The sequence below is a fragment of the Noviherbaspirillum aerium genome, from assembly GCF_008929045.1.
GTDB lineage: Bacteria > Pseudomonadota > Gammaproteobacteria > Burkholderiales > Burkholderiaceae_D > Noviherbaspirillum > Noviherbaspirillum aerium.
In genome coordinates, this window is sequence record NZ_VFAH01000004.1 from 267,837 (window position 1) to 291,405 (window position 23,569).

24 protein-coding genes are annotated in these 23,569 nt (G+C 58.4%); 12 read left to right on the forward strand and 12 right to left on the reverse strand.

Translation table 11 applies throughout. The features are described 5' to 3' along the window. Positions 1–7 precede the first annotated feature (7 nt). From FH061_RS08780 to FH061_RS08810, 7 genes are all read left to right on the forward strand, one after another. A complete protein-coding gene (locus FH061_RS08780; RefSeq protein WP_151635054.1) occupies positions 8–349 on the forward strand; it encodes a Na+/H+ antiporter subunit G in 342 nt (113 codons plus the stop codon). Positions 350–450: 101 nt separating this feature from the next. Further along, the gene (locus FH061_RS08785) at positions 451–1,515 is read left to right on the forward strand and encodes a calcium/sodium antiporter (protein ID WP_225984548.1); all 1,065 of its coding nucleotides are present in this window, start codon (positions 451–453) and stop codon (positions 1,513–1,515) included. A 122-nt stretch (positions 1,516–1,637) separates the two neighbouring features. Continuing rightward, positions 1,638–2,552, forward strand: coding sequence for a sugar kinase (locus FH061_RS08790; protein ID WP_151635058.1), 915 nt, complete (start codon positions 1,638–1,640; stop codon positions 2,550–2,552). 64 nt (positions 2,553–2,616) lie between these two features. After that, the gene (locus tag FH061_RS08795; protein ID WP_151635060.1) at positions 2,617–3,039 is read left to right on the forward strand and encodes a universal stress protein; all 423 of its coding nucleotides are present in this window, start codon (positions 2,617–2,619) and stop codon (positions 3,037–3,039) included. Positions 3,040–3,371: 332 nt separating this feature from the next. Further along, positions 3,372–4,136, forward strand: coding sequence for an SDR family NAD(P)-dependent oxidoreductase (locus tag FH061_RS08800; protein ID WP_151635062.1), 765 nt, complete (start codon positions 3,372–3,374; stop codon positions 4,134–4,136). A gap of 72 nt (positions 4,137–4,208) precedes the next feature. Next, positions 4,209–5,888 (forward strand): alpha,alpha-trehalase TreF, encoded by a 1,680-nt coding sequence (gene treF, locus FH061_RS08805; protein ID WP_151635064.1) that lies wholly within the window; start codon positions 4,209–4,211, stop codon positions 5,886–5,888. Positions 5,889–6,291: 403 nt separating this feature from the next. Further along, positions 6,292–7,101: a YihY/virulence factor BrkB family protein gene (locus tag FH061_RS08810; protein WP_264158732.1), complete on the forward strand. Its 810-nt coding sequence runs from the start codon at positions 6,292–6,294 to the stop codon at positions 7,099–7,101. 3 nt (positions 7,102–7,104) lie between these two features. Here FH061_RS08810 and FH061_RS08815 read toward each other — a convergent pair whose 3' ends face one another. The 7 genes from FH061_RS08815 to FH061_RS08840 form a co-directional block, all read right to left on the reverse strand. Continuing rightward, positions 7,105–7,623 carry a DUF421 domain-containing protein gene (locus FH061_RS08815; RefSeq protein WP_151635068.1) on the reverse strand — a complete coding sequence of 173 codons (519 nt, stop codon included), beginning with the start codon at positions 7,621–7,623 and terminating at the stop codon, positions 7,105–7,107. A 95-nt stretch (positions 7,624–7,718) separates the two neighbouring features. Beyond that, positions 7,719–8,384: an MlaC/ttg2D family ABC transporter substrate-binding protein gene (locus tag FH061_RS08820; protein ID WP_318840970.1), complete on the reverse strand. Its 666-nt coding sequence runs from the start codon at positions 8,382–8,384 to the stop codon at positions 7,719–7,721. 58 nt (positions 8,385–8,442) lie between these two features. Next, complete coding sequence (locus tag FH061_RS08825) at positions 8,443–9,258, reverse strand: PRC-barrel domain-containing protein (RefSeq protein WP_151635070.1); 816 nt, start codon at positions 9,256–9,258, stop codon at positions 8,443–8,445. A 134-nt stretch (positions 9,259–9,392) separates the two neighbouring features. Then, the gene (locus tag FH061_RS31975) at positions 9,393–9,476 is read right to left on the reverse strand and encodes a hypothetical protein (protein ID WP_449866990.1); all 84 of its coding nucleotides are present in this window, start codon (positions 9,474–9,476) and stop codon (positions 9,393–9,395) included. Between the two features lie 153 nt (positions 9,477–9,629). Continuing rightward, positions 9,630–10,271: a DUF4142 domain-containing protein gene (locus FH061_RS08830; RefSeq protein ID WP_192804969.1), complete on the reverse strand. Its 642-nt coding sequence runs from the start codon at positions 10,269–10,271 to the stop codon at positions 9,630–9,632. A gap of 110 nt (positions 10,272–10,381) precedes the next feature. Next, positions 10,382–10,846 (reverse strand): hypothetical protein, encoded by a 465-nt coding sequence (locus FH061_RS08835; RefSeq protein WP_151635075.1) that lies wholly within the window; start codon positions 10,844–10,846, stop codon positions 10,382–10,384. A gap of 170 nt (positions 10,847–11,016) precedes the next feature. Then, positions 11,017–11,799, reverse strand: a complete 783-nt coding sequence (locus tag FH061_RS08840; RefSeq protein ID WP_192804970.1) for a lipid-binding SYLF domain-containing protein — start codon at positions 11,797–11,799, stop codon at positions 11,017–11,019. A gap of 914 nt (positions 11,800–12,713) precedes the next feature. On the opposite strand from FH061_RS08840, the gene FH061_RS08845 reads away from it, so the two are divergent. Further along, positions 12,714–13,037 (forward strand): hypothetical protein, encoded by a 324-nt coding sequence (locus FH061_RS08845; protein ID WP_151635078.1) that lies wholly within the window; start codon positions 12,714–12,716, stop codon positions 13,035–13,037. A 148-nt stretch (positions 13,038–13,185) separates the two neighbouring features. Here FH061_RS08845 and FH061_RS08850 read toward each other — a convergent pair whose 3' ends face one another. Beyond that, positions 13,186–14,274 (reverse strand): glutathione S-transferase family protein, encoded by a 1,089-nt coding sequence (locus FH061_RS08850; RefSeq protein WP_151635080.1) that lies wholly within the window; start codon positions 14,272–14,274, stop codon positions 13,186–13,188. A gap of 734 nt (positions 14,275–15,008) precedes the next feature. On the opposite strand from FH061_RS08850, the gene FH061_RS08855 reads away from it, so the two are divergent. From FH061_RS08855 to FH061_RS08865, 3 genes are all read left to right on the forward strand, one after another. Continuing rightward, a complete protein-coding gene (locus FH061_RS08855; RefSeq protein ID WP_192804971.1) occupies positions 15,009–16,328 on the forward strand; it encodes a DUF2254 domain-containing protein in 1,320 nt (439 codons plus the stop codon). A 375-nt stretch (positions 16,329–16,703) separates the two neighbouring features. Then, positions 16,704–17,396, forward strand: coding sequence for a hypothetical protein (locus FH061_RS08860; protein WP_404822435.1), 693 nt, complete (start codon positions 16,704–16,706; stop codon positions 17,394–17,396). A 325-nt stretch (positions 17,397–17,721) separates the two neighbouring features. Further along, positions 17,722–18,510, forward strand: a complete 789-nt coding sequence (locus FH061_RS08865) for a hypothetical protein (protein WP_151635086.1) — start codon at positions 17,722–17,724, stop codon at positions 18,508–18,510. 190 nt (positions 18,511–18,700) lie between these two features. On the opposite strand, the gene FH061_RS08870 is transcribed toward FH061_RS08865, so the two are convergent. Both FH061_RS08870 and FH061_RS08875 read right to left on the reverse strand, forming a co-directional pair. Beyond that, positions 18,701–19,702 (reverse strand): mechanosensitive ion channel family protein, encoded by a 1,002-nt coding sequence (locus FH061_RS08870; protein WP_151635088.1) that lies wholly within the window; start codon positions 19,700–19,702, stop codon positions 18,701–18,703. 105 nt (positions 19,703–19,807) lie between these two features. Next, positions 19,808–20,464: a pentapeptide repeat-containing protein gene (locus FH061_RS08875; RefSeq protein ID WP_151635090.1), complete on the reverse strand. Its 657-nt coding sequence runs from the start codon at positions 20,462–20,464 to the stop codon at positions 19,808–19,810. Between the two features lie 647 nt (positions 20,465–21,111). Here FH061_RS08875 and FH061_RS08880 point away from each other — a divergent pair. After that, complete coding sequence (locus FH061_RS08880) at positions 21,112–21,489, forward strand: four-helix bundle copper-binding protein (RefSeq protein ID WP_151635092.1); 378 nt, start codon at positions 21,112–21,114, stop codon at positions 21,487–21,489. Between the two features lie 127 nt (positions 21,490–21,616). Here the strand turns inward: FH061_RS08880 and FH061_RS08885 are convergent, their stop codons facing one another. Further along, positions 21,617–22,216, reverse strand: a complete 600-nt coding sequence (locus FH061_RS08885; protein ID WP_151635094.1) for a beta/gamma crystallin domain-containing protein — start codon at positions 22,214–22,216, stop codon at positions 21,617–21,619. A gap of 276 nt (positions 22,217–22,492) precedes the next feature. Further along, the gene (locus tag FH061_RS08890) at positions 22,493–23,515 is read right to left on the reverse strand and encodes an ATP-binding protein (RefSeq protein WP_404822433.1); all 1,023 of its coding nucleotides are present in this window, start codon (positions 23,513–23,515) and stop codon (positions 22,493–22,495) included. Between the last annotated feature and the right edge of the window lie 54 nt (positions 23,516–23,569).

Sequence of the window (23,569 nt, forward strand, 5' to 3'; positions counted from 1 at the left end):
AGGAAGAATGTCTTTTGTCATTGAATTGGTGGTGTCGGCGTTCCTGCTGCTTGGCGCGGCTTTCGCCCTGATCGGCTCATGGGGGCTGGTGAAGCTGCCCGATTTCTACACGCGCCTGCACGGGCCGTCCAAGGCATCCACGCTTGGAGTCGGCGGCATCCTGATGGCTTCCATCATTTACTTCGCGGCACGCGGCATGCCGGGATTGCATGAGCTGCTTATCACCCTGTTCCTGTTCATCAGTACGCCCGTCAGCGCCTACCTGCTGGCCAGGGCTGCATTGCACCTGAAGTTGAAGTCAATTGGAAAGATGCCGCCGGGGCAAGACAATACCCTGCCTCGAAAATAGACGCCGGGGCCGGTTCCCGGCGTGCACGGCACCGCATTGCATCTTGAAAGCTTAAGTAAACGTAGACGGTTCATCAATCACAAGGCATAAGGGAGCGCTCCGTGATACTCGGCTTCATCGCAGGTCTGGTTGCACTCGTTGCGGGTGCCGAACTACTCGTGCGCGGCGCATCGAAGCTGGCGCTCTCCGCCGGCATTTCCCCTCTGGTTGTCGGCCTGACGGTGGTTGCATTCGGCACCAGCGCACCCGAGGTGGCGGTGGCAGTCGGCGCGGTGCTTGAAGGCAAGAACGATATTGCAATCGGCAATGTCGTGGGAAGCAATATCTTCAATGTCCTTTTCATACTCGGTCTTTCCGCGGTCATTACGCCACTTTTTGTCAATCGCCAGGTCATTCGCCAGGAAGTGCCGATCATGGCCGGCGCGTCCCTGCTGCTGCTGGTGTTGAGCCTGGACAGGAATCTCGGCCTGCTGGATTGCGCACTGCTGATTCTGCTGCTGGCTGCCTACACGGTGTTCCTGGTGGTGCAGTCCAGACAGGAAGAGAACGGAGCATCCGATGAATACAGAAACCTTGCGCAAGACACGAGCCGATGGGATGCGCGCTGGCCGGTCCAGATGCTGCTGATGGGAGCCGGCCTCGGGCTGCTGGTGCTTGGCTCGCGATGGCTGGTGACGGCTTCGGTATCCTTTGCGCAAGCGCTCGGGGTCAGCGACCTCGTCATTGGACTGACCATTGTCGCCGCGGGAACATCGATGCCGGAAGTCGCCACGTCGCTCCTGGCATCGATGCGCGGGGAGCGTGAGATTGCGATCGGCAATGCCATCGGCAGCACCACGTTCAATATCCTGGGGTGCGTCGGCATCTCGGGCCTTGTATCGGCGGGCGGCCTCGCCATTGCGCCTTCCGTGCTCAAGTTCGATATCTGGGTCATGCTTGCCTCGGCATTTGCCTGCCTGCCGGTCTTCCTGAGCGGTCGAAAGATCGCCCGATGGGAGGGCGCGATCTTTCTCGCTTATTACATCGCTTATACGAGCTACCTGATACTCGCGGCGCAGAATCACCGCGCACTGCCGGCGTTCAGCAATATCATGCTGTCGTACATCCTGCCGATGACGGTGGTGACTTTCGTGGTCATAATCCTGAAACCCGCCGACCGTCGCTGATCGCACGCCGTCGACGCGCTCCGCTATGCAGCGCAACGACTTAAGGCAGCATTAAGGCTGGAAGCCTAGACTTCGGACAAGGCACTTCTGCGACGCGCCCGCAAACAAACGAAGGCAACGACATGAAACATGGATGGTTCATCGGCGAATGCATGCTGGAACTGCGCCCTGCATCGGCCAGCACGCTTGCGCAGGCATTTGCCGGCGATGTCTACAACACAGCTGTCTACTTCCATCGGCTTGCGCCTTCCTATCCATGCGCGTTCGTTTCCTGCATTGGCACCGATCTCCTGAGCAACGCCCTGCTTGAAGACACAGCCGGCCACGGACTCGATGTCACCCGGGTGATGCGTATTCCAGACCGCCAGCCGGGCTTGTACTGGATCAACACCGATGCGTCCGGCGAGCGCACCTTTCTCTATTGGCGGAGTCAGTCGGCGGCTCGGGAAATGCTTGACGCAGCGCATTCTTCCGCGCTTCTCCGTGACGCCGCCGTGTGCGGCCTGCTCTACTTTTCCGGCATCACTCTTGCCATACTGGATAAGGACCGCAGACAGCGCCTGCTCCAGCTGGCGGAGGTCGTGCGCGGCGCGGGTGGCATGGTGGCCTTCGATTCGAACTATCGCGCTTCGCTCTGGGAAGACCGCGACACGGCCCTGCAATGGACGCTGGCAGCAGCCCGCCTTGCCTCGCATCTGCTCGTCACGGACGATGACGAGGCGGCGCTGAATGGCGACTCCGATGCCCGGCATACCCTGGCGCGCTCGCTCGCCCTCGGCCCCGGTGAAGTGGTCGTCAAGATGGGCGCGCAGGGTTGCCTGGTCCAGTCCAAGGCGATGAGCGCTCCAGTTCCCGTTGCTGCCGCAAAGGCCAGCGTGGTTGATACCACGGCAGCAGGCGATTCCTTCAACGGCGCCTATCTTGCCGAACGGATCGGCGGTGCAGGACCGGTGGAAGCCGCTTATGCGGCAGGACTGCTCGCCGCGAGGGTAGTCGGCTTTGCCGGCGCCATCATCGACGCCGGAAACATGCCTTGAAAGACACTGGCGTCAACCGTAGACGCGCCTGACAGGAAAACACTTTTGCAAAGGAGAGTCCAGTATGCGTACCTTGCTCGTGCCTTTTGACGGATCGGAAAGCGCCATGCACGCGCTTCAATACGCCATGACGCTGGTGCAGGAGAAGTTCGCCACGGAACTTGAGTTATTGCATGTGGGCGATCCGATGCCGATCGGCACTCACGGGACCATGACCCATGACGAGATACAGCAGCGTGAAGCCGACGAGTCCGGGCGCGTCCTTCATCCCGCTCGCAAGATCCTCGATGAAGCAAAGCTTGCATATCAAGTCCGTTCCCGGGTCGGATCGGCAGCGAATGAAATCGCAAGACATGCCAGAGAAAGCAAATGCGACGGCATCGTGATGGGTACGCGCGGAATGGGGGCCATTGCCAATGCGATGATGGGATCGGTGGCGACACGCGTAGTCAGTCTGGTCGATGTTCCGGTCACCTTGGTCAAATGACAGTGTGACAGTGCTCGGCATACCTCCGACCGCGTGCGCTGCCGCTCCTCAACGCAAGGCGACTCGGAACCGCTTGCGGCGCTTGTCAGTCCCGGCCTAGAGCGGATTGCAGGTGGGTGTATGAAAGAATCGGTTTGCCCTGGGTGCAGGGCAAGGCGGGAGGAGCGCCGTGTGGCGGGCCACACCAGCGACGAACAACGCGGCCATGTGCCCAGGGCAAGGCGTGGCGACCGACCATTCACCTGCAACCCGCTTTAGGAAAGGCAATTGTTCCGGCAACGTCAGTGCGGTCAAACCGGAAGCGCTCCGGTCGCAACCTCAGGAGAGAAGGAATGAAGCTTGAAGGCAAAGTCGCTCTGGTTACCGGCGCCGCCCAGGGTATTGGCAAGGCGATCGCCCTCCGCCTCGCCCGCGAAGGCGCGGATATCGTGGTGCATGCATTGCCCGGCGACCCTCTGGCCGACCAGACGCTCGAAGAGGTGACGGCCATGGGCCGCCGCGGCTGCATATCGTATGGAGACATCAGCAAGGTCGATGACGACTATCGCGCGATCGAGGAAGGCGTAAGCCAGCTGGGCCATATCGACCTGCTGGTCAACAACGCCGGCATCGAGATCAAGGCCGGGCTCGAAGAGACCACCGAGGAAGCCTATCAACGCGTGCTTAACGTCAATCTTAAAGGCGCCTTCTTCACGATCCAGGCTTTCGTCAAATATCTGCGGGCCGCAGGCAGAACGGGCAAGATCGTCAACATCAGCTCGGTCCATGAGGAGCTGCCTTTTCCGGGCTTTACAAGCTATTGCATGAGCAAGGGCGGGATGAAGATGATGACCCGCAACCTCGCGGTGGAGCTTGGACCGCTCGGCATCACGGTCAACAACGTGGCGCCGGGAGCCATCCGCACGCCCATGAACGCCGCCCTGCTCGCCAATCAGGCCAAGGTTGAGGCCTTGATCGGCAACATTCCGCTGAAGCGGATGGGCAAGCCGGAAGACGTTGCCGGCGTTGTCGCCTTCCTTTGCTCGCCGGAAGCCGATTACGTTACGGGATCGACCATGTATGTCGATGGCGGGCTGCTGTGGAATTATGCCGAGTAGCTGCCGCAGTACTCACCAGCACGAAAACCGGCTGTCAATCGCAGGAAGCCGGACCGAACTCAAGGAGAACGCATGCGTGTTTCAGTGCGCAAGACGGAAATCGCATCGCCGCGGGCCGCGGGCGTGGGCGTGGGCGCGGATCCGTACATTGCCTCGCTCAGGAAAGTTGCGCGCATCTCGCCTGCGGATACCCTGACACCATCCGAACGGTACGAGGAGTTATTCGTCGCCGTACAGTCGCAACGCATTTTCGACGACAGCAAATGCTTCGTCGATTGCGTACCGCTTCAATCCAGCCCGACGCATATCGTTGAGGATTTCAGACAAGAGAAAAATCTTCCAGGCTTCAATCTTGAACGTTTTGTCCGGGCCCATTTTTCCATTCCCGTCCCGCCCGTCTCCGCTTATGTTTCCGATGCCAGCCGGACGCTGCGCGCGCACATTGACAGCTTGTGGCCGGTGCTGACGCGCAAGCCGCGCGAGCATCCAGCCCACGCATCCTTGCTGCCCCTTCCCTACCCTTATGTAGTACCGGGCGGGCGCTTCACCGAGCTGTACTATTGGGATTCCTACTTCACGATGCTCGGCCTGGCAGCAAGCGGGCGCCATGGTCTCTTGCGCAACATGGCCGACAACTTTGCTTATCTGATCGATGCCTATGGCCATATCCCGAACGGCAACCGGACTTATTATCTGAGCCGTTCACAGCCGCCGGTCTTTGCGCTGATGGTGGAATTGTTCGAAAGCGTCGGCATCCGGCCGGCGACGAATTACCTGCCGCAGCTGCTCAAGGAATATGCATACTGGATGGATGGCGTCGAGGAGCTGCGCCCGGGCGAAGTCCACCGGCATGTCGTGCGCATGCCCGATGGCGAACTCCTGAACCGCTACTGGGATGACCGCGACAGTCCGCGCGACGAGTCTTACCTTGAAGACATCATGACCGCACGCGCCGGGTCGCGGCCCGTACATGCGGTTTACCGCGACCTGAGAGCCGCCGCGGAATCTGGCTGGGATTTCAGCTCACGCTGGCTCGATGGCGCCGGCGGGCTCGCAAGCATCAGGACCACTGCAATCCTCCCGGTCGATCTCAACTGCCTGCTATACAAGCTTGAACTGAAGATCGGCGAACTCAGCCGCCTGACTGGCGATGTCGCCTCATCGGCCATTTTCTTAAAGAAGGCCAGCGACAGGCAGGCTGCTGTCTTCCGCTACATGTGGGACGAGCAGCAAGGCGCGTTCTTCGACTATGACTGGCAGCGTGACCGGATGCGGCCCAATCTCACCGCAGCCTGCGCGGCGCCGCTGTATGTCGGTCTCGCCACCTTCGAACAGGCGGCCCGCTTGACGGCCACCATCTCGGCGCGCCTGCTCAAGCCTGGCGGTCTGGCAACGACGGAAGTCATCAGCAGCGAGCAATGGGACCGGCCGAACGGCTGGGCGCCCTTGCAATGGATGGCCATACGCGGCCTCACCGATTACGGCCAGCACGTCCTTGCCGACGATATCGCATGCCGCTGGCTGTCGATCGTCGGCCGGTATTATCAGCGTGAACACAAGCTCATCGAAAAATATGCGCTCAGCGAGATTGCCCCGGAAGCCGGGGCCGGAGGCGGCGGAGAGTATCCGCTGCAGGACGGCTTTGGGTGGACCAACGGCGTCACCCGGATTCTGATGGCGCAGTTTCCGAAACACCATGCCTGCAGGCCGCGAAAGGATACCGGTGCAGTCCTCCGGCTAACGCCGCAATGATTTCTCAGCTCTGGGACGCTTCTCATGACGTCTTCCCCGGCGTAGTCACGCTGGCGAAGCCGCTACACAAATAACTGCCAAAGCAAACGGCGCGTTCGCGAGCGAAAGAATACGTTGTCTCGCATATTTTCACGTACTTGCATGTCTAACCACTGAGCCGTCATGCCGGCATCGATGCGGCAGCCTCGGTCGAAGCCGCTGCGCCGTCTACGCGGGACAAACGCGTCCGGCAGCGCCTGCACGCCGGAATCGAAGCGGAGGATGATCAGGCTTCCGCCCTGCCGAGGCATGGTCCTTGAGCCCGGATGGACAACCCAAGCATCTTGAATGCAAGCTAATGCAGACACCTAATAGGCAATCGCCCACTGGCGGGCGCGCGTTTGCATCCGTGCTCAGACTGGCATTGAAAAAATTTCTCCGGGACGACATGAGTACGTATGCGTCCGCCCTCGCCTATCACATCCTGTTTTCGTTTTTTCCATTCGCAATCTTCCTCATTGCATTGCTCAGCTTCTTTGAACTTTCAGTCCTGCTGGATTATCTGCAGCAAGCCGCCTGGCAGGTGCTCTCGCCCGGAGCGATGGAAAGAATACGGTCGGCATTCAACGAGTTGCGCGTGCCGCAAGGGGGATTGTTATCCTTCGGCGTATTGCTTTCCGTGTGGCTGGCGTCACGCGGAACACGCTCGATGATGAATGCGCTCAACGTCGCCTATGGCTGCAAGACGGTTCGTCCGGGTTGGCGGCACTATGCGGTGTCGTTAGCCTACACGGTGGGCATTGCCGTATTTCTCGCAGCAGGCCTGGGCATGCTGGTGATCGGACCGGAGGCGGTCGGCTGGATGGCGAGTTTCGTGGGACTTGAGCAATTGATTGTGGTGATATGGACATGGCTGCGATGGCCGGTCGGCGTGTGTCTGCTGATGGCCGGCGTGGCAGCGGTCTATCACATCGCTCCCGGCGTCGGCCGTCGCTTTCGCCTGGTTTCGCCCGGCGCGGTGATTTCCGTCATGGTCTGGGTGGCCGCCACAATGGCATTCAAGTTCTACTTGCAGAATTTTGCGAGCTACAGTGCCATGTTCGGCAGCATAGGCAGCGGCATTGCGCTGCTGCTTTACCTGCAAATTTCTTCTGCGGTCTTGCTGTTTGGTGCGGAAGTCAATGCCGTATGGGCCAGAATGGCCGGCGCGGCCAGCGTGGCACAGACAGGCTGATGCCTATGACTTGCGTGATCCTTTGACTCCCTCCAGCGCGGACAGATTGCCTGCCTTTTCCTGGCTGATGACGGAGAGGCTGCCATCCGTTTCCAGAATGACCGCGCTTACCTGATCGAGCGACCCGATCCCGTGCTGCCGGATGGCGGCGCGAATCTCATCCTCTGTCACGCGCACCGATCTCATGGCATCGCCGAGAAATCCGGAGTCGTTCATCAGCAGCGTCGGCGTTGTTTTCACGATGCCGTTGACCCGCCTCGACCGCACCGACAGCCACGTGATCACGAATTGCAGAATGACAAGCAGCGCAACCGCCGCCAATCCTTCCGCAAGAGTCACGTTGCGGTTGATCAGAATCGTGGATAACGTGGAGCCGAAAGCCACGGTCACCACGAGATCGAAGGAATTCATCTTCGACAGCGTCCTGTTGCCGCTGATGCGCAACAGGAAGACCAGTCCCGCATAGGCGAGCGTGCCGATCAGGCCGACTCGCCAGATGTTTTCCCAGTCCTCGAAGAACATGAGCACCCTTTTCTCTTCGGATCAAACGTTATCAAGCGGCTTTGCCGGAATGCAGATCACTGCACCGGCAGGTAATCGCGGGCAAGGGGCGGAAGTCAGGACCCGCCCGACGGCGCACCGCCCTTGCCGGAAAGCTTGGCGTTCTTCGCATCGAGCGTCCTGATCAGGCCATCAATGCCCCCGCTGCCGATTTCATTGGCAAAAGTGCTGCGATAAGATTGAACCAGCCACACGTCGAGTACGCTGACATCATAGATTTTCCAGCCCGACGGACCGTCGGCAAGCCGGTAATTCAATTCAATCGGCTCAGCGCCGCCTTTCTGGATCACTTCGGATTGCACGATCACTTCGCCGGTGCGCGGATTTCCTCGCAAGGGCTTGACCACGAGTTGCTTGTCCTTGACCTGGGCAATGGCGCCCGAATACACATGCACCAGCAAGTCGCGGAACTCCTCCGTCAGGCGCTCGCGCTGCTGCGGCGTCGCCTCGCGCCAGTAGCGGCCCACCGCCAGGGAAGTCATCCGTTCGAAGTCGATATGGGGAAGGACATGCTGCCTTACCAGGGCGAGGACACGCTGCTGGTTGCCGCGCAGGATGGCTTCATCGGTCTTGGCGATATTGATGACCTCTCCGCTGATTCGACGCACGAGGGCATCGGGAGCTTCCGCTGCCGATGCTCTGCCGCCGTAACCCAAACCGAGCGTTGCGAGCAGCAAGGCGACAAGCAACTTCCTCGCGGAACAAAACATCGTGAATTGCATGGCGTCCATCCTTTATCTGAGCGGCGCGTCCATCCGCCGAACGACCGCAGCCGCGAAATCATGGCCTGCGGCTCCCTTGTCCCGCGACGGCATCAGCCGGGGTGAACGGAGGCATTTCGGAAAAGCCCTTCGCATGACGGTAGACTTCGTCATATCTTGCCGATGGCGAATGCTTCTCCTGATATTCGGCACTCTGTTCGACTTCCGCCCGGGAAAGACCGACCACCACGCGTCTTTCCGCCCAGTCCACTTGCCGGATGCGTCTTGGCGAAATGAGCACCTGTTTTCCCGGCCACCAGTTGCGCGTATCGACAATCATATGGGAAATCGACCAGTCGCGGTCATCAAAGAGAAAATCCTCCACATGCCCGATTTGGTCATCAGACGCTTCAATGCGGTATCCGACCACCTCGTCCTTGCTTCGCAAATGGGGATCCCCATCCGGCTGCGCAGGATGTCCATCATTGCCCGGTTCCTCGGCAGGCAGAGGATTGATCATCGCCGGGCTCACCATCATTGGCATCGCGGTTGCCCCCCAGATATACGGTCCCGACCAGTAGTAGGGATAGCTGTAGTGATTCGCTATCAGGGCTTCCTCCTGGCGGGAAACCGGCATTGCCGTGTCCCTGCCCGGACTGTCCTTTACCTGCGCCCGGCTCAGCCTGACCATGACTTCCTGACGGTTCCAGTCGACGCCAAGCACGGAAACCGGCGAGATCAGAACATGACGTCCGCTTAACCAGCCTCCCGTGTTCACTTCAAGGTACCGGACAACCCATTGATGATCGTCAAAATAGATATCCTTGACCTTACCGATCAGGCCTTCCGAAGTCATGATCGCGAATCCGTCCAGCGCCTTAAGGCTATGTAACATGATGACTCCTCAAAAACCCATTGGCGGTTCAAACCGACAATGGCTCGCAGCGAGCAAGCCGGCGGGCCGACGGCCTGCTCCAATGCGGGACTTCACTTTTCCAATGCCGCTGCCGCGCCAGGACCCTTGCGGGATTAAAAAATCAGCTTCAGCACGCCGCTCACGACAAGCAGTCCCACCAGAAAGATAATGACAACCAGCCAAAGCAGAATTTTCATCAGGCCTCCATTGAATGATCATGCAAAACCAGTGGAAATGCAGGAAAGGCGTGCGGCGCGCCGGGCCGCGGCCGGTAAAGAACGGCGCCCCGGAATCCCGATGGCCTGCCCGCTACAGATGTGCGTCTGCGGTGGAATTCCCCCGCGTGCTTCTCATTTCTTGATCTCCATCTTTTTCGCCGCAGCGAGATGCTGGGCGACGACTTTCATGGTTTTTTGCGCATAAGCCCTGAGATCCTTGTCCTTGGCGGTCTTTTGGGTTTTCTGCAGCAATTCATGCGTGCGCTGATGATCGCCGACACCGACACGCTGAATGAACTGGTTGTCGAACGTCTCGCCGGACAGCGCCTGCAAGGCCGTGGCAATGGCCTTGTGCTGGATATCGGTCTCGTTCGGCAAGCTGGCACCTTTGGACTTCGCCAGTGTTTCGAGTTCTTTATTCGCTTTCGTGTGATCATCGATCAGGCGCTGCGCAAATTTGCGTAACTGTTCGTTCTGGGATTTTTCCAGGGCCATCTTGCCCACTTCGATTTCCGCAAGGTTGGCATGCGCAATGTCCTGCATCATCTCCTGATCACCCTCGGTCAATTTTCCGCTGCGCGGTTCGGAGGCGCCGCTCGTATTCATGCTGGTTTCACTGCGTATATCGGCGCTGTTGGCTGCGGTAGTCTGGCTACTGCGGCCGTCATGCGTCGTTGCAGGCTGCGTGGGTCGAGCCTGCAACGGTCCCGCTGCGAACAGTAGCGCAATGGCGCCGATACCGGCGAATCTGGATAAGAAATAAGCTTGCTTCATGACTTGGGCTCCTTTGGTCATTGAACTGCCTGCAGAATCAGGCATGAAAACATGCAAGTATCAGCACGAGAAAGATGCCCATACCGCCAGTGCGGGACGGCGAACACGCACTATCTCCCGATACCGTTCGTAGGCCCGGGTGCAGGACCGGCTGGCGACCCGGTCGCTCCGCTTCCCATGGAACCGGAACCGACGCTGGTGGGATAGTCCGACTCGCTGATTGTCCTGTCGCGGTCGCCGCTGGTGCCGATGGGCATGGAGTCCGTCGTAATTACCGACGAACCGCTCGAACCATCCACCGGGCAGTTCACGCTGGACGGACGGCACTCGGCCGGTGTGCCGGCTGTGGCCGGCCCTGGTTTCCCAGGTATCGAGTCGGCATTTTCAGGCGCCTTTTGCACGGAATCGGTCCCAGTTCGGCCCCCGCGGGACTCCGCGCTGTTCGAGGCAAGGGCAGGCCGATGGCCCGCACCGCCGAAGGCATCGACGACTGTGAGTGTCGCCGGCGTTTGTGCGCCGGCGACATTCATCATCGTCGCGAATGCGGCAAGTGCCGCCAAGGTCGGTTTGAACATAAGACCTCCGGATAACTAACACCAATTCTGCATTGTCGACGACGGGTTCCGCAGGCACGACCCCGTTTCTCGTCATCGTGGCCTGCGGCGCATCCGTTGTTGTCGACGCGGGTGCCCGTTGGACATGGGATCGCCTGCGCTATCCTGCAGCCGCCCGCCTGGCTCTTCGCTTATTTCGCCGGTGCGGATGACGCGCCCACCGCGCCGGTTCCCGAATCGCCTGACGACTTCATTTGCCCCGATCCCTGAGTGGAAAGAGCCTGCTTCAGTGATTTGGCGCGGGACCCGCCGGTTTTTCCGGAAATGATGTCCTTCGCCGACACCTGCGCCCGGTAGTACTCGCGGTTGTCGCCATCGTCGTAATGAATATCGGTAATGCCGACGGTGGCATTGGCAAACGCGCCCTTGGTATCGGACCAGACCACCACGTCGCCGTTGCCGGCAGCCGCCTGAGCCTTGCCTGTATAGTTGACGATCGTGAGGCCAGCGCCGGCATTGAGCGCAAAGTTATTCTCTTTAGAGAATTCATTGACTGCCTTATCGTTCATCAGCAGCATCGCTATCGACCCCACTTCGACGCCGGCCTGGAGGCCGGTACTCAAGCCGCCGTAGTTATAGAACACGGGAGAACTCCATTGCCCGTCTTTGTTGACCAGCATGACGCCTTCGCCGCCGCGTGCGCCGATGCCCCATCCGCCACGCGCATAGGTCGGCACGATGAATATGCCTTTGGCCTTGCCGAGCAGGTCCCTGATCTGCGGTTCAGACTCGAGCTTTTCCACAACGCGGGTCGCGGACGCGACTTGCTGCTGCGTGTCCGACAGCATCGGCCGGGTCTCACCCATTGATGCACCCGACGCCGGTGTGTCCGACGCAGCAAAGGCAAATGCGGCCGGCGCGGCGATCGCCACTGCGCAAGCGACGTTTATCCAAGTTCTTTTATCCGATTTCATGCTCATTACTCCTATGGAATTGATTGCAAAAGCGCTGCGGCGCCAATCCCGAGCGTGATGTGCTTTGTCTGTGCCAACCGCTGCGCAAGACCGTCCAAAAGCGTATGGAAGAAGCTTACTGACCGAGAGTTAAGCGAAAATTAAGCTCGAAGTTGCTTAGGAGTCCGCAGCGGATGCGCTGGGATGAATAGGGTTCTGCCCGCCATGCTGATAGTCTGCCAGATGGCTGGTTCATAGGGGCTTGCCGATGCGTGCCGCGTTCGCCTTTTCATTCGCATGCCATCCTGCATCACGCCCAGCCTGCGAAGGGAATTCGACCGGTGGAACCTTCGGCAGTTACATCCTGAACGGACTCGATGTCATGGCGACAGACAAAAAAAGCCCCGCTATCCCACGGGGCAAAGAAAGGAGGTACATGAAGATCCGGCCCGGCTCATCAGCGGCGAAAAGACGAATGCCTTCAACTTCAAGACTGCTTCACTCAAAAGACAGTATAGGAATTATGGGATAACAGAATTAAGCGAAAATTAAGATGGGGGCCGTTGTTCATATAACCCGAAACTCCATGGCAAGGCATCCATCTAAGCCCGTAGGCAGAACAGGATTTTGCCGCGCACGCTTTACCAGTTGGTCCATATCGACTTCGTCCGTCCATGAAAGGAGCCATCATGACCCGCACTAGTCGCCACCTGTGCATGTTCCTTCCGTTAGCGATCGCTCTCGGCATTTCCACGATGGCGAACGCCGATTCATCCATGCCTGCCAAGACACAGGCGAAAGCACAAGCAGGGCAGCCGGTACAGGAAAGCGGCCCGATGGCCCAGTACCAGCTGTCGAGACGCGAAGCACGTGCCGCCTATGCCGATGCGCTAAAAGCCTGCAGGAGTCTGGCACCCGGCGCGAGAGAGCCATGCATGGGCGAGGCGCAGCAGAACTTTCAGAATGATCTTGCCTATGCATCGCAACTGTATAACCGCGCCCGCCAGATGCTTCCCATACCCAGCCCCCAAGCGCAGTACAAGAATGCTCGGAGGGAGGCATATGCAGCCTTTAATGAGGCGAGCGGGGGCTGCAAATCGATGGCCTCGCATGACAGGAAGGATTGCATGAAAAATGCGAGAAGCCGCTTGCAAGCCGACCTGGCATACGCCAAAAATGAACTGGCGACCATGACGAATGGCGGCGACGGCAGCGAAGGCGCATCGCAAAGCAGGCAACATGGCCAAAGCGGTCAATGAGGCCGGTACGGCGCTTGCGCGCACCTATGCCTTTTCTGCGAGGACTCGGTCCGCGCAATCGCTGTCCAGGCCTTCGACGCGGCCACGGGGCCGCATACGTAGGGCTGCGCGCCAGAAACCCGCTACAGCCGCATCGCTTGCCGGCACCTTATGCAGGTCTCACGCTCAACCCGGCGCGCGCCAAAGGCGGCGGATCGTCAAAGGTGATGAAGGCGTCACCGCCCGCCGCTCTCAGCATCCGATCCGCCGCCGCCCTGCTTTCAACGTCAAGCGCCTGATAATAATGACGCGCACGCTGCAGCATCCACAGGCTGTAGGGCCGGATAATGCGCTTGCCCTGGCTACCTTCCAGCGCAAATGAATGCATGCCTATTGAACGCGGCAATGTCTCCCCGGGATGAGCCGCCATCCAGTCCCGAACTTTCTTCGCCGAGTCGGCAAGTACGGGAAGCTGTTCGGCAAACATGCGCCGCAGGATTGGAAAGAGGGTTGCCGGCACATGGTCGTTTTGCAGAAACTGTCCACTCAGAGGTTCCGGGTGCTGCATGCGCCTGACCCACTCCGCCACATCCGGCGCATGCCGTTTCATATGTTCCCCGGTCGCCGGGTCCCGATACTGATGAGCGTAGAGCGGACCGATGAGTCCGAAATCACCGATTGACGGTCGATCCCCGAATAGAAACGGGTACTCCCGGAAATGGGACGATAGTTCTGCCAGAAGCTTTTCATAGGAGGCTTCCACAGCCGCATGCATGTGCGGTTCAGCGCCGAGCAGCACGGCGGCTTTGGAAAAAGGCTCGGCGCGACGCTGGCCAATCTCGAACTGCTGTTCCGGAGGCGCATCAGGTGCGTTGAGCGCGCCGAACGCCCGGATCGCCCACTCTTTGTTATGGTGCCAGCGATAATGCATGGCAGGTATCACCAGCCATTCGTCACCAAAGGTTTCAAGCAACAGGGCGGCGAGCCGCTGGCATGGCGTGGAAGGATATACGGAAGGTCCGCCATGGCGCGCCTCCAGGGCGTCGATGATATCGGTACTGTCTTGCAGGCAGCTGTTGTCCGGTGCGATCAACACCGGAATGACAGGAAAGCCGACTCGTGGAACGATGACTTCCTTGAAGACCCTCGCGTCGGCCTGGATCTCCTCGAACGCCAGGCCTTTCCAGCGCAGATAGGCCCGCACCTTGCCAGTGAAATAGCTGATATCAGCGCCATAGAGCTTGTATTGTGCTTGCATGCTCCTCTCCGGTTGGACGTGGCGTGCACCCGCGTGCAGAACCATGGAGAGCCATCTTACAATAAAAGCACGGTCGTGCTGATTATGACGGATGCGCGTCGCGCAATGCACGGCTCGTGCAATGAAGCGATGTCCGTAAAACCGATGCAAGACGACAGGGCGCCATTGGCAAAACATACATGCGTTAACTATGAATTACAAAGAAAAGAAATCTTTACAAATGAATCCGCCTGTCATTGCCATCGTCCGCTAGGCGCCTTGTGCCGATCTGGACTCATCACGCGCCAAATGAAATCGATGTTTTTTCGACTGGCGAAGCCGAGGTTGCAGGCGCGGCCAGGTGGAAAAAGACGCGGTCTCGCGGCATCGTCTGGCTCGGGATTGGTATTCGATGCAGGCGGAGGTACTTGCGCTGCCGAGTCATGGACTGCAAGTCTTGGTATGAAAAATGCACGGGTATGGATGAGCAATCGCTCCACGGAGATCCCCGCCTTCAGTAAGGCATGCAACACGATCGCACTGCTCACTGTGCCATCACTGTTGGATCGAACGTTAACCGTACCTGAATACCCGTCGCAGCACGGATGATGGACTTCCTTGCAGGCGCTAATCTGGAATAGCAAGCAGCACGCATATCATCGCTTCGGGCGACACAGAAAGTGCAGTGAGCCCGCGAACATCGATTCCCCGCGCGTCGCCTGCCCATGTCTTTACCGATCTGCAAAGGAGACCAGATGTTGAAGCTATTGCAAGGACTCCAGGATATACGGCATGGCCTGTGGTTCGTGCCCGCGATACTGGTGACCCTGGCCATATTCCTTGCTGCCTTGCTGGTGGAATTTGATGCCACCCTGGGCCACGATGCCCTGGCGCAGTGGCCACGGCTTTTCGGCGCGGGCGCCGAGGGCGCGCGAAGCACCCTGCAAACCATCGCAGGCGCGATGGTCAGCGTCGCCACCCTGACCTTCTCCATCACCGTTTTGGTATTGTCCACCGCTGCTACCCAATACACGCCGGCGGTAATACGGACGTTCATGGCGAGCCGCCCGACCCAGTGGGTACTGGGCGTGTTCCTCGGCATCTTTGTCTATTGCCTGGTAGTCCTGCGCTCCATCCACGGCGGAGATGAAACCTTCATTCCTTCGCTGGCTGTCACCTTTTCCCTGGTATTGGCCGTGCTGGGCGTGGGCATGCTCGTCTACTATATCCACCATATTGCTTCATCGATTCAAGCCTCGTTCATTGTCTCCAACGTGGCCGAGGAAACGATACGGGCGATCGATGCAACCTATCCTGAACTTTCCCAGAAGGAAAGCCGGCCCAAATCCGCTGGCGCCACCTTCTCCTGCCGCGATTGCCACCAGGTCAATGCCGCCCATACCGGCTATCTGCGCACGGTAGACAGGAAAGGCGTCGCCGCCTTCGCCGACAGGCATGGGGTCACGGTACAGTTCATCAAGAAAGTCGGAGATTTCGTCATTGAAGACACCACGCTCGCGCTTTGCGACCGGGAGCCGGACAGTCGCATGCAGCGGGAATTCAAGGACTTGTACACCGTCGGCCACTATCGTACCGTCGAGCAAGATATAGGCGTCGGCATACGTCAGCTGGTGGATATCGCACTTCGGGCAAACTCTCCTGGAGTGAATGACACAAGCACCGCACTCCTGTGCATTGATTATCTGGGCGCCGTCGTGATACGTCTCAGCTCCAGGGACCTCGGCGCCAAAGACAAGCCGGCGGCAGAACACCTCTCGGAAAAGGAAATAGTCATAATGCCGGACAGAACGTTTAACGACTTTCTGTCCGACGTATTCGATCCGCTTCGCTGCAACGCGGGCGATAACATTGAGGTCTACGTTCGACTTGTCGACACATTGCAACTTGCTGCCGACAATGTCCGCAATCCGGCACACCGAGAACGATTGCGCACCCAGCTGGCGCGGGTACATGAAGATGCGCGCGCGCGGATTACCGCGCCAAACCAATTCGCATTGATCTCGAAAGCGCTTCACGGGGCGGGAACGCCCGGTGCATTGACGAATGGTCCATGACATCGGCATCGCGCCGTCACGGACGGAGCTTCTTCTTCTGCATTCCAGTTGGGAAGCTTCCGATTGCAAGGATCGTCCTTGCGCCGGAGCGATTTCGGCTTGGCTGGACTAGGCGAGGCCGAGAAGATTTGCGCGCAGGACGTAGGCAGGGTTTCGCAAAGCCTTGGTTTTCGCCGCCATAGCCGACTGGCATGCAAGCCGGTCCGCGGGCAGAGGCGTGGCGACGCGCCATGACTAAGCCACGGCAAGGAGCCACAACGCAGTACTGCCGCCAAATGTTCCGGCATCGCCAGTAAAGTCAAACCGAAAACACCTTACATACTCGATACTGGTCAAACCATGTTCCTACCTACCTTGCTCGCCACATCAGGATTGATGATCGTGCACCTTTTTTCCGGCAAGCTGCGCTTCCTTGAAGGCACTCCGCGCAGCATCTGGCTTTCCGCAGCGGGCGGCATATCGGTGTCATATGTATTCCTGCACATTCTCCCGGAACTCGCACGGGGCCAGTCCATCATCGAAGACGCCATCGCGAGCCCATTGCAGATTCTTGAGCATCACGCCTACCTGATCGCGCTTCTCGGCTTGATCGTGTTTTACGGCCTGGAGCGGATCGCAAAGGTCTCCCGTGCCCGTCAACGGCATGTCGATGGAAACGACCGTCCTTCCGCCGGCGTCTTCTGGTTGCATCTTGCATCCTTCCTTGTGTACAACGCCCTGGTGGGATACCTGCTGGTCAACGATGTGCAGTCCGCATCCGAACTTGGATTTTTCTTCTTTGCGATGGCCTTGCATTTTCTAGTGACCGACTATGGCCTGCGGGAACACTACAAGGAACAATATGCAACCTTGGGGCGCTGGCTGCTTGCCGTTGCGGTACTGGCAGGCTGGATGGTCGGCTGCGTGATCGAGTTGCCGGAGCTCGCGAAGAGTCTGCTGGTGGCCGCGCTCGCCGGAGGCATCATTCTGAATGTGCTCAAGGAAGAGCTTCCAGAAGAGCGGCAAAGCCGATTCAGCGCCTTCCTGCTCGGAGCCTTGGCCTATGCGGCATTGTTGCTTGCGGTCTGACGTCGACGAGCAAAATCTCCTGGCCGCCACGAAATCTGCATGCCGCAGATGCCGGATCAGTCCATGGACTTGACCGTTATCGAAAACACACGCGGCATCAAGCGCAGCTTGCCCCCTTCTGCTGCCGTGCAATCGCCGCCGGCATTTAATTTACGCTTAATTAAAGCGCCATAGACTCAACGCCATGGACAACCCCTGATCCGGATGCACTGATCGCATAAACCTGGCTACGGCAGATAGAGATGCGTATGGTCTGGAGAAAACTGTCCTTGTTTCTCCGGCCATGCAGACAGCATGCGGATCATCCAAACATACGGAGGTCATCTTGAAGCTGAATACACAACACCACATTCTTGCGGCTTTGCTGACGGCGGCCCTGGCGAGCGCCTACCCCATCGCGAATGCGCAAACGACCACCGGTCATACCGGTCCGGCAGCCACGTCCGGCAACACCGGCACATCAAGCCAGGCGGGAAAATCCAGCGTGCCGGCCGGATCGCGCGCCGATACCGCCGAGGATGACAAGGCGATCCAGAACCTGCGCGGGGCGGCGCAAGCCTTGCGCGAGTCGATTCAAACGCTCGCCCGCATGCCGGCCGGCGAAAAGCGCTCTGCCGCCATCAGGGAAGGGAATGAGGCACTGCTCCGCGTGCAAAGCGCCATGGCGGCACTGCCTCCGGAACTGCTGACGGCGAATGCCGATGAAAGCCATTACAAGAAATCGCTCGACAAAATGAAAACCGCCAGTGACCGCCTTTACTCGGCGGCGGATGCTCTCGCCAACCAGCCGCCGGGAAAAGCGCGCAATGACGCTGTTAAACAGATTAATCAAGCGCTGTTGCAGACCAACGAAGCGATGCTGACCGGCTTGCAGCTCCAGGCCGCCAGCGGCAAGTCGCAAACGACGGGCGGCACATCGAGCGGCGGCTCAGGAACGGCAGGCAACGCGGACAGCGGCAAATCGTCGATGACGGGAAGCGCTGCGGTGACAGGCCGCCCGGGCGCCAACACCGTGGATCTGGGCGGGGCCGGCAGCAGCGGTGGCTCGGCGAGCAAGGGGAAGACCGATACCGGCAGCCAGGGTTCTTCCGCCGGCTCGGGTTCGGCCAAATAGTGGAACATCAACGCGCGGTTGTCTACAGTCGCTCGTCTGCCGCTCTTCTGATTTGCGCCGTGGTATAAGCGGCGCGTTCGCATTGTCGGAAGCGAAGATGCCAACGCGAGGCATCTTCGCACCGCCTTTCAGGCAGTTGCCACCGACAGTGCGCAAGACTGCATCCATCGACACTTCAGCGAAGGCATCATCAGTGCTTCGGCCCGTCTGCACCGGAGCCTCCTCTCGGGCGTTCCCGACGTTCGGCCATGGCTGACAGGATCTTGCTGATGCGCGCCGGTTCCGGTGCGGCATTGCGGCCTGCCGGCCACCCTTCCCTCTGGCGTGCGCGGTCGCCGTCAGTTTCCTCGGTCTGGTCGTGGAACAGGATCTGCGTCGTCGGGAACGGCAGATCGACACCGCCTGCCATCAATGCGTTCTTGACTGCTTCCAATACCGCATCCCGTACATTCAGCACATCCATTTGCCGCGGCGGATGTACCCACCAGCGTACGCGGAGATTGACCGAACTCTCCGCAAGGTCGACGACAAGCACGTCAGGAGCGGGATCATCGAGCACATCTGGAATGCCCTTGATTGACTCCATGATGATTCGCTTGGCATTGGCGATATCGTCACCGTAACCGATGCCGATATCGTACTCAAGCCTGCGCTTCTCATAAGCGGTATTGACCGTTACCGCATTTGTGAACAGTTCCGAGTTGGGAATGACAATGCGCCGTCCATCATAGGTGCGCAGAAAAGTGGCGCGGGTTTCGATGTTTTCCACAGTTCCTTCAAAGGACGAAAGTATGATCTGGTCCCCGATGCGAAACGGCTGGGTCAGCAGGATCAGGATCCCTGCCAGGAAATTCTGCAGGATATCGCGAAACGCAAAGCCGATCGCCACGCTCGACAGGCCAAGAAGGTTGACCAGCTGCCCCGGCGTAAAGCCCGGTATGGCAATCACAAGGGCGATCAGCAGGCCGATGAAGATGCTGATGCCATAGCCAAGCCGCCCGAATACCATACCGAGATTGCGATGCTTGCGGTGGTTCTCGGAGAAGGTGCGTATGGCTTTGCGCACGATCTGGCCGGCAGCCACAAACAAGACAAACACTGCGATGGCAATGGCGAAATGAGGAAGGCGTTCAATGAATCCATTTGCCATCGCCTGCACTGATTGTGTCGCTTCGGACCAATGGAAGTTCATGCGTTTGCCCGTTCGTTGAAAAGTTCTGCACCGTCTTTCGCAATTCCTGCACAGCATCAGGACAAGCGGAAAACATGTTTCCGGCTCGTCCAAATGGCGATTTGGTTAGCGCGGAGCCTGGCTCGGCGATGCGGGGCATCCAGTACATCCTGCCATATCGGCCCCCGTGAACGTCGCACCGTGCAATTTGGCTTTACTCAGGTTGGCATTGCGTAGCGTAGCGCGGGTGAAGTTCGCGCCTTCCAGATTTGCCCCTCTGAAGTCTGCACCGCTCAAGTTCGCCGAACGGAAATTGGCCCGTCGCGCATCCGCGCCCTCAAGCTTCGCGTCCCGCATTTCTGCGCCTGCAAGATCCACGCCGGCCATGACCGCATCCGTAAAATCTCCATTGGTTCCAATCAGGTTTTCGAAGTTGGCATTGCTCAGATTCGCCCCGCCAAGCATTGCATTTGTCAGATTGGCCGCCCTGAGATCGGCATTGCTCAGATTCGCCTTGCGCAGATTGGCGCGCGTAAGGTCCGCACGGGTCAGATTAGCCGCGGTCAGGACTGTGCCTGCCAGGTTTGCGCCCTCCATGTTTGAACCTGAAAACTGCGCATTCGATAAGTCGGCCTTGCTCAGGTCCACTGAATTCAGGTTCATATCGGCACATAGAGTGCCGGGACGAATCCGGCAGTTATTGATCACCGTCTTGTCTTGCGAGAACGCGGACGCTGCGCAGAAAAACGTCATTGCGAAGACCATACCGAATCTTTTTGTCATGGTTGAACTCCTTTACTGAACGCCTTGCATGAACGCTCTTTTACGAATACGTAAGGCTTGACGGACCTTCCGAAGCAGAATACCGCTCCGCCACTCCTCCCGCCGTTTGTTTGAACACCGAAACACCTCTTCAACTTTTCGCGTCATGTACCAGGAAATGATTCAAGGAGCGGACTTCACGCGCCTGGAGTGGCATTCGGTTCCAGCGGCAACACTTGGCTGCCTATTCGGCTATCCGGCGATATAACGAGGCGTTGCGCCCGCCATGCCAAGTCATCACGCCTTATCTCATAAGCGCCTTATTCCAGCCTTGCTTGATCGGGTCAGAAAGAAAGCGCTCTAGCAGCCTATAGAGCGAAACTTAAACGAAGATTAAGTTTCGCATCCAGTCGAGTATGGAAGCAGCATCACCTCATCATGTACCGGACAAGTTTTCGTTAACCCATCATTGCCGATACACGACGGCATGAACAGTCGCTGTCTTGCGGACTCTCCAATTTCCATGTCTGCGATTGGTACAGGAACTGCGATGGTCGCCTTAATTTTGGCTTAATGAGGAATCACTATTCTCTGAGGGGCGTCTCGCCACAATCACCTCGATTTTCTGAATAGCGACCCTGGGTCTTTCCGATTCAAAGGAGCAAATCATGACAAACCGGCAATTCCAGTCTTATATCGAGGCATGCTATGCCTGCGCTGCGGCATGTGACCGCTGCGCTGCAGCTTGTCTTCAGGAGCAGGACGTAAAAATGATGGCGCGTTGCATCGCGCTTGACATGGACTGTGCAGAGATCTGCCGCATGTCAGCTGCATACATGGCACGCGGAAGCGAGATGGCATCAGCGCTTTGCCAGCTTTGCGCGGACGTGTGTGAAGCTTGCGGAGATGAATGCGGGCAGCATCAGATGGGGCATTGCCAGGAATGCGCACAAGCATGCCGCAGTTGCGCCGGCGAGTGCAGGCGCATGGCCGGAGGATCCGGGCGACAGCAGCAGAACATGGGGACCGGCGCTACGGCTCATTGAACTTGCATAACGTGCGGGACAACGCATGTTGTTCCGCATAAGGACGCAGTTGTGCGGTCAGTTGTGCGGTCCTGAGAATGCGATAACCGCGAATATCCACTCCGGGCCCGATCAGCTGGTAGCCGCTTCAAACTTTACAAGAGATTCTTAGCGAAGAAAAATCGTCGAAGTAACCCATCTTCTTGCTGAGATCAGGGATCCTTTCGCCAGGACTGAATGAGGTTATTTGCTGTTTGAAATCCATATTGTCATAAACCGTCACTGCGGCGTTTTTGCCGACCTCGATGCTCCGCACCCGATTTTTCCAGTTGATGCCAAATGGGCCTAGCATGGTAGGCATCGACAAGGGACCGCTCAACGTAAGCGCACCGCCGCTGAAGTTGCGGTCATCATAGATGCGCGCCCAGCAGCCTGTCTTTACCGCTGGTTGCTGTTCCAGTGCTTCGGCAGGCATCAGGAGATAGGAAGACGACGATCCTTCGGCGAGGCTTGCAGTCGGTAGAACACCGCGCGGCGATGCCGGCGTGCGCAGCGGAATATCTTCCTTGATGGTTTCTCTACGGGCCGAGGGTCCGACACCCGTTTCAGCGAGGTTTATCCTCGCCTTTTCAAAAGTTTCCGGCTCTGCGGCATATACGCCGGCTGACCAGCCTGCGCTGAATAGCGAGGCGGCAGAAGCTAATGCCAGCCTGGAAAGCATGGTTCTACGCGTGTCTTGGATATACATGATCGCTCCTGCGTGATGCCCGCGGCGACCGCCCGGAACGGTCTCCCATCTCACTGAATTTGTTGCGGCGATGGGCGGAATCGCCTCGTCTGGCGCGGCCGGGGCTTCTATACTCTTCTATCGGACCTGTCGCAGGGATTCCACCTCGTATGGGGATAGTGCCTTGAGACGTATGATGTTCCCTCCATACAGGCAATCAGTCATCCCGGCACTCAAGAGAATAAGGCAGCTGAATTAAGACAAAATTAACAGGCTGTTTTCATGCCCATGCCTTGGTTACCCGGCATGATCGGCGTGCAGATTTCGTTGAGCGTTTCCGCTGGTGTGACGAGGAACGCCAGATCCCAGCCGCATGCAGACCCGTACATGCAAACCGCCCAGCACCGAGTCATCGAACTCGATTGTCGCCTGATGCTGCACGACGATATTCTTGACGATAGCCAGGCCCAAGCCATTGCCGCCTTGCGAAGTGCCCTGACCTCGATAAAATCGCCGGAATACCCGTTTCCGCTCGTCAGGAGGAATGCCCGGACCGCTGTCGTCAATCGTAAGACAGGCATGGTCTTCTTTCTTTTCTATTCTTGCTTGAACGCTTCCATTTTCGGGAGTGTATCGGATCGCATTGTCAATCAGATTGCGTATCAAGATATAGATTTGTCCGGTGTCACCTGGCACCGTCAATGCTTCCGGCGCTTCCAGGCCAAGATCGATGTTGCGGCTTTGAGCAAGGGAAAACAGATCCGCGATCACCCTGCGCATCATTTCGACAACATCGACAGGCACTTCCTGATAGGTCGCTTCGCTGTATTCCGTACGGGCGGCGGTGAGCAGCTGTTCAATCATGCGGCTTGCCCGGTCCACCCCTTCGTTCAGGTTGCGCAGCGCAACCTTCTTTTCCACCTCATCCTTGGCGCTTTCAAGAAGGTGAAGTTGTATCTTCAGCGCGGTTAAAGGCGATCTGAGTTCATGCGCGGCATCGGCGACAAACGCCCTTTGTCCAGCGAAAGCCTCTTTGAGCTTGGTGAGAAGCGCATTGAGTGCATGCACGACAGGAATGATCTCGCTGGGAAGCCCTTCCTCGGAAACAGGATTGAGCGATCGCGCTCCCCGGGAGGTCACCTCCCTTTCCAGACGTCCTAGCGGGCGCAGCGCCTTTCCGACGGTGAGCCATACAAGCAGCGCCATCAACGGCGCAAATGCAATCAGCGGACGCAGACTGTGGAAGGCCGCGCTGGCGGCCAAGTCATGCCGGATCTGATAGGGTTGGGCAACCTGAATGATGCGGTCGCGGCCCTTCATGCTGTAGACACGCCATTGCTGCGGCCCTGCTTGCACGTTTTCAAACCCCATCTT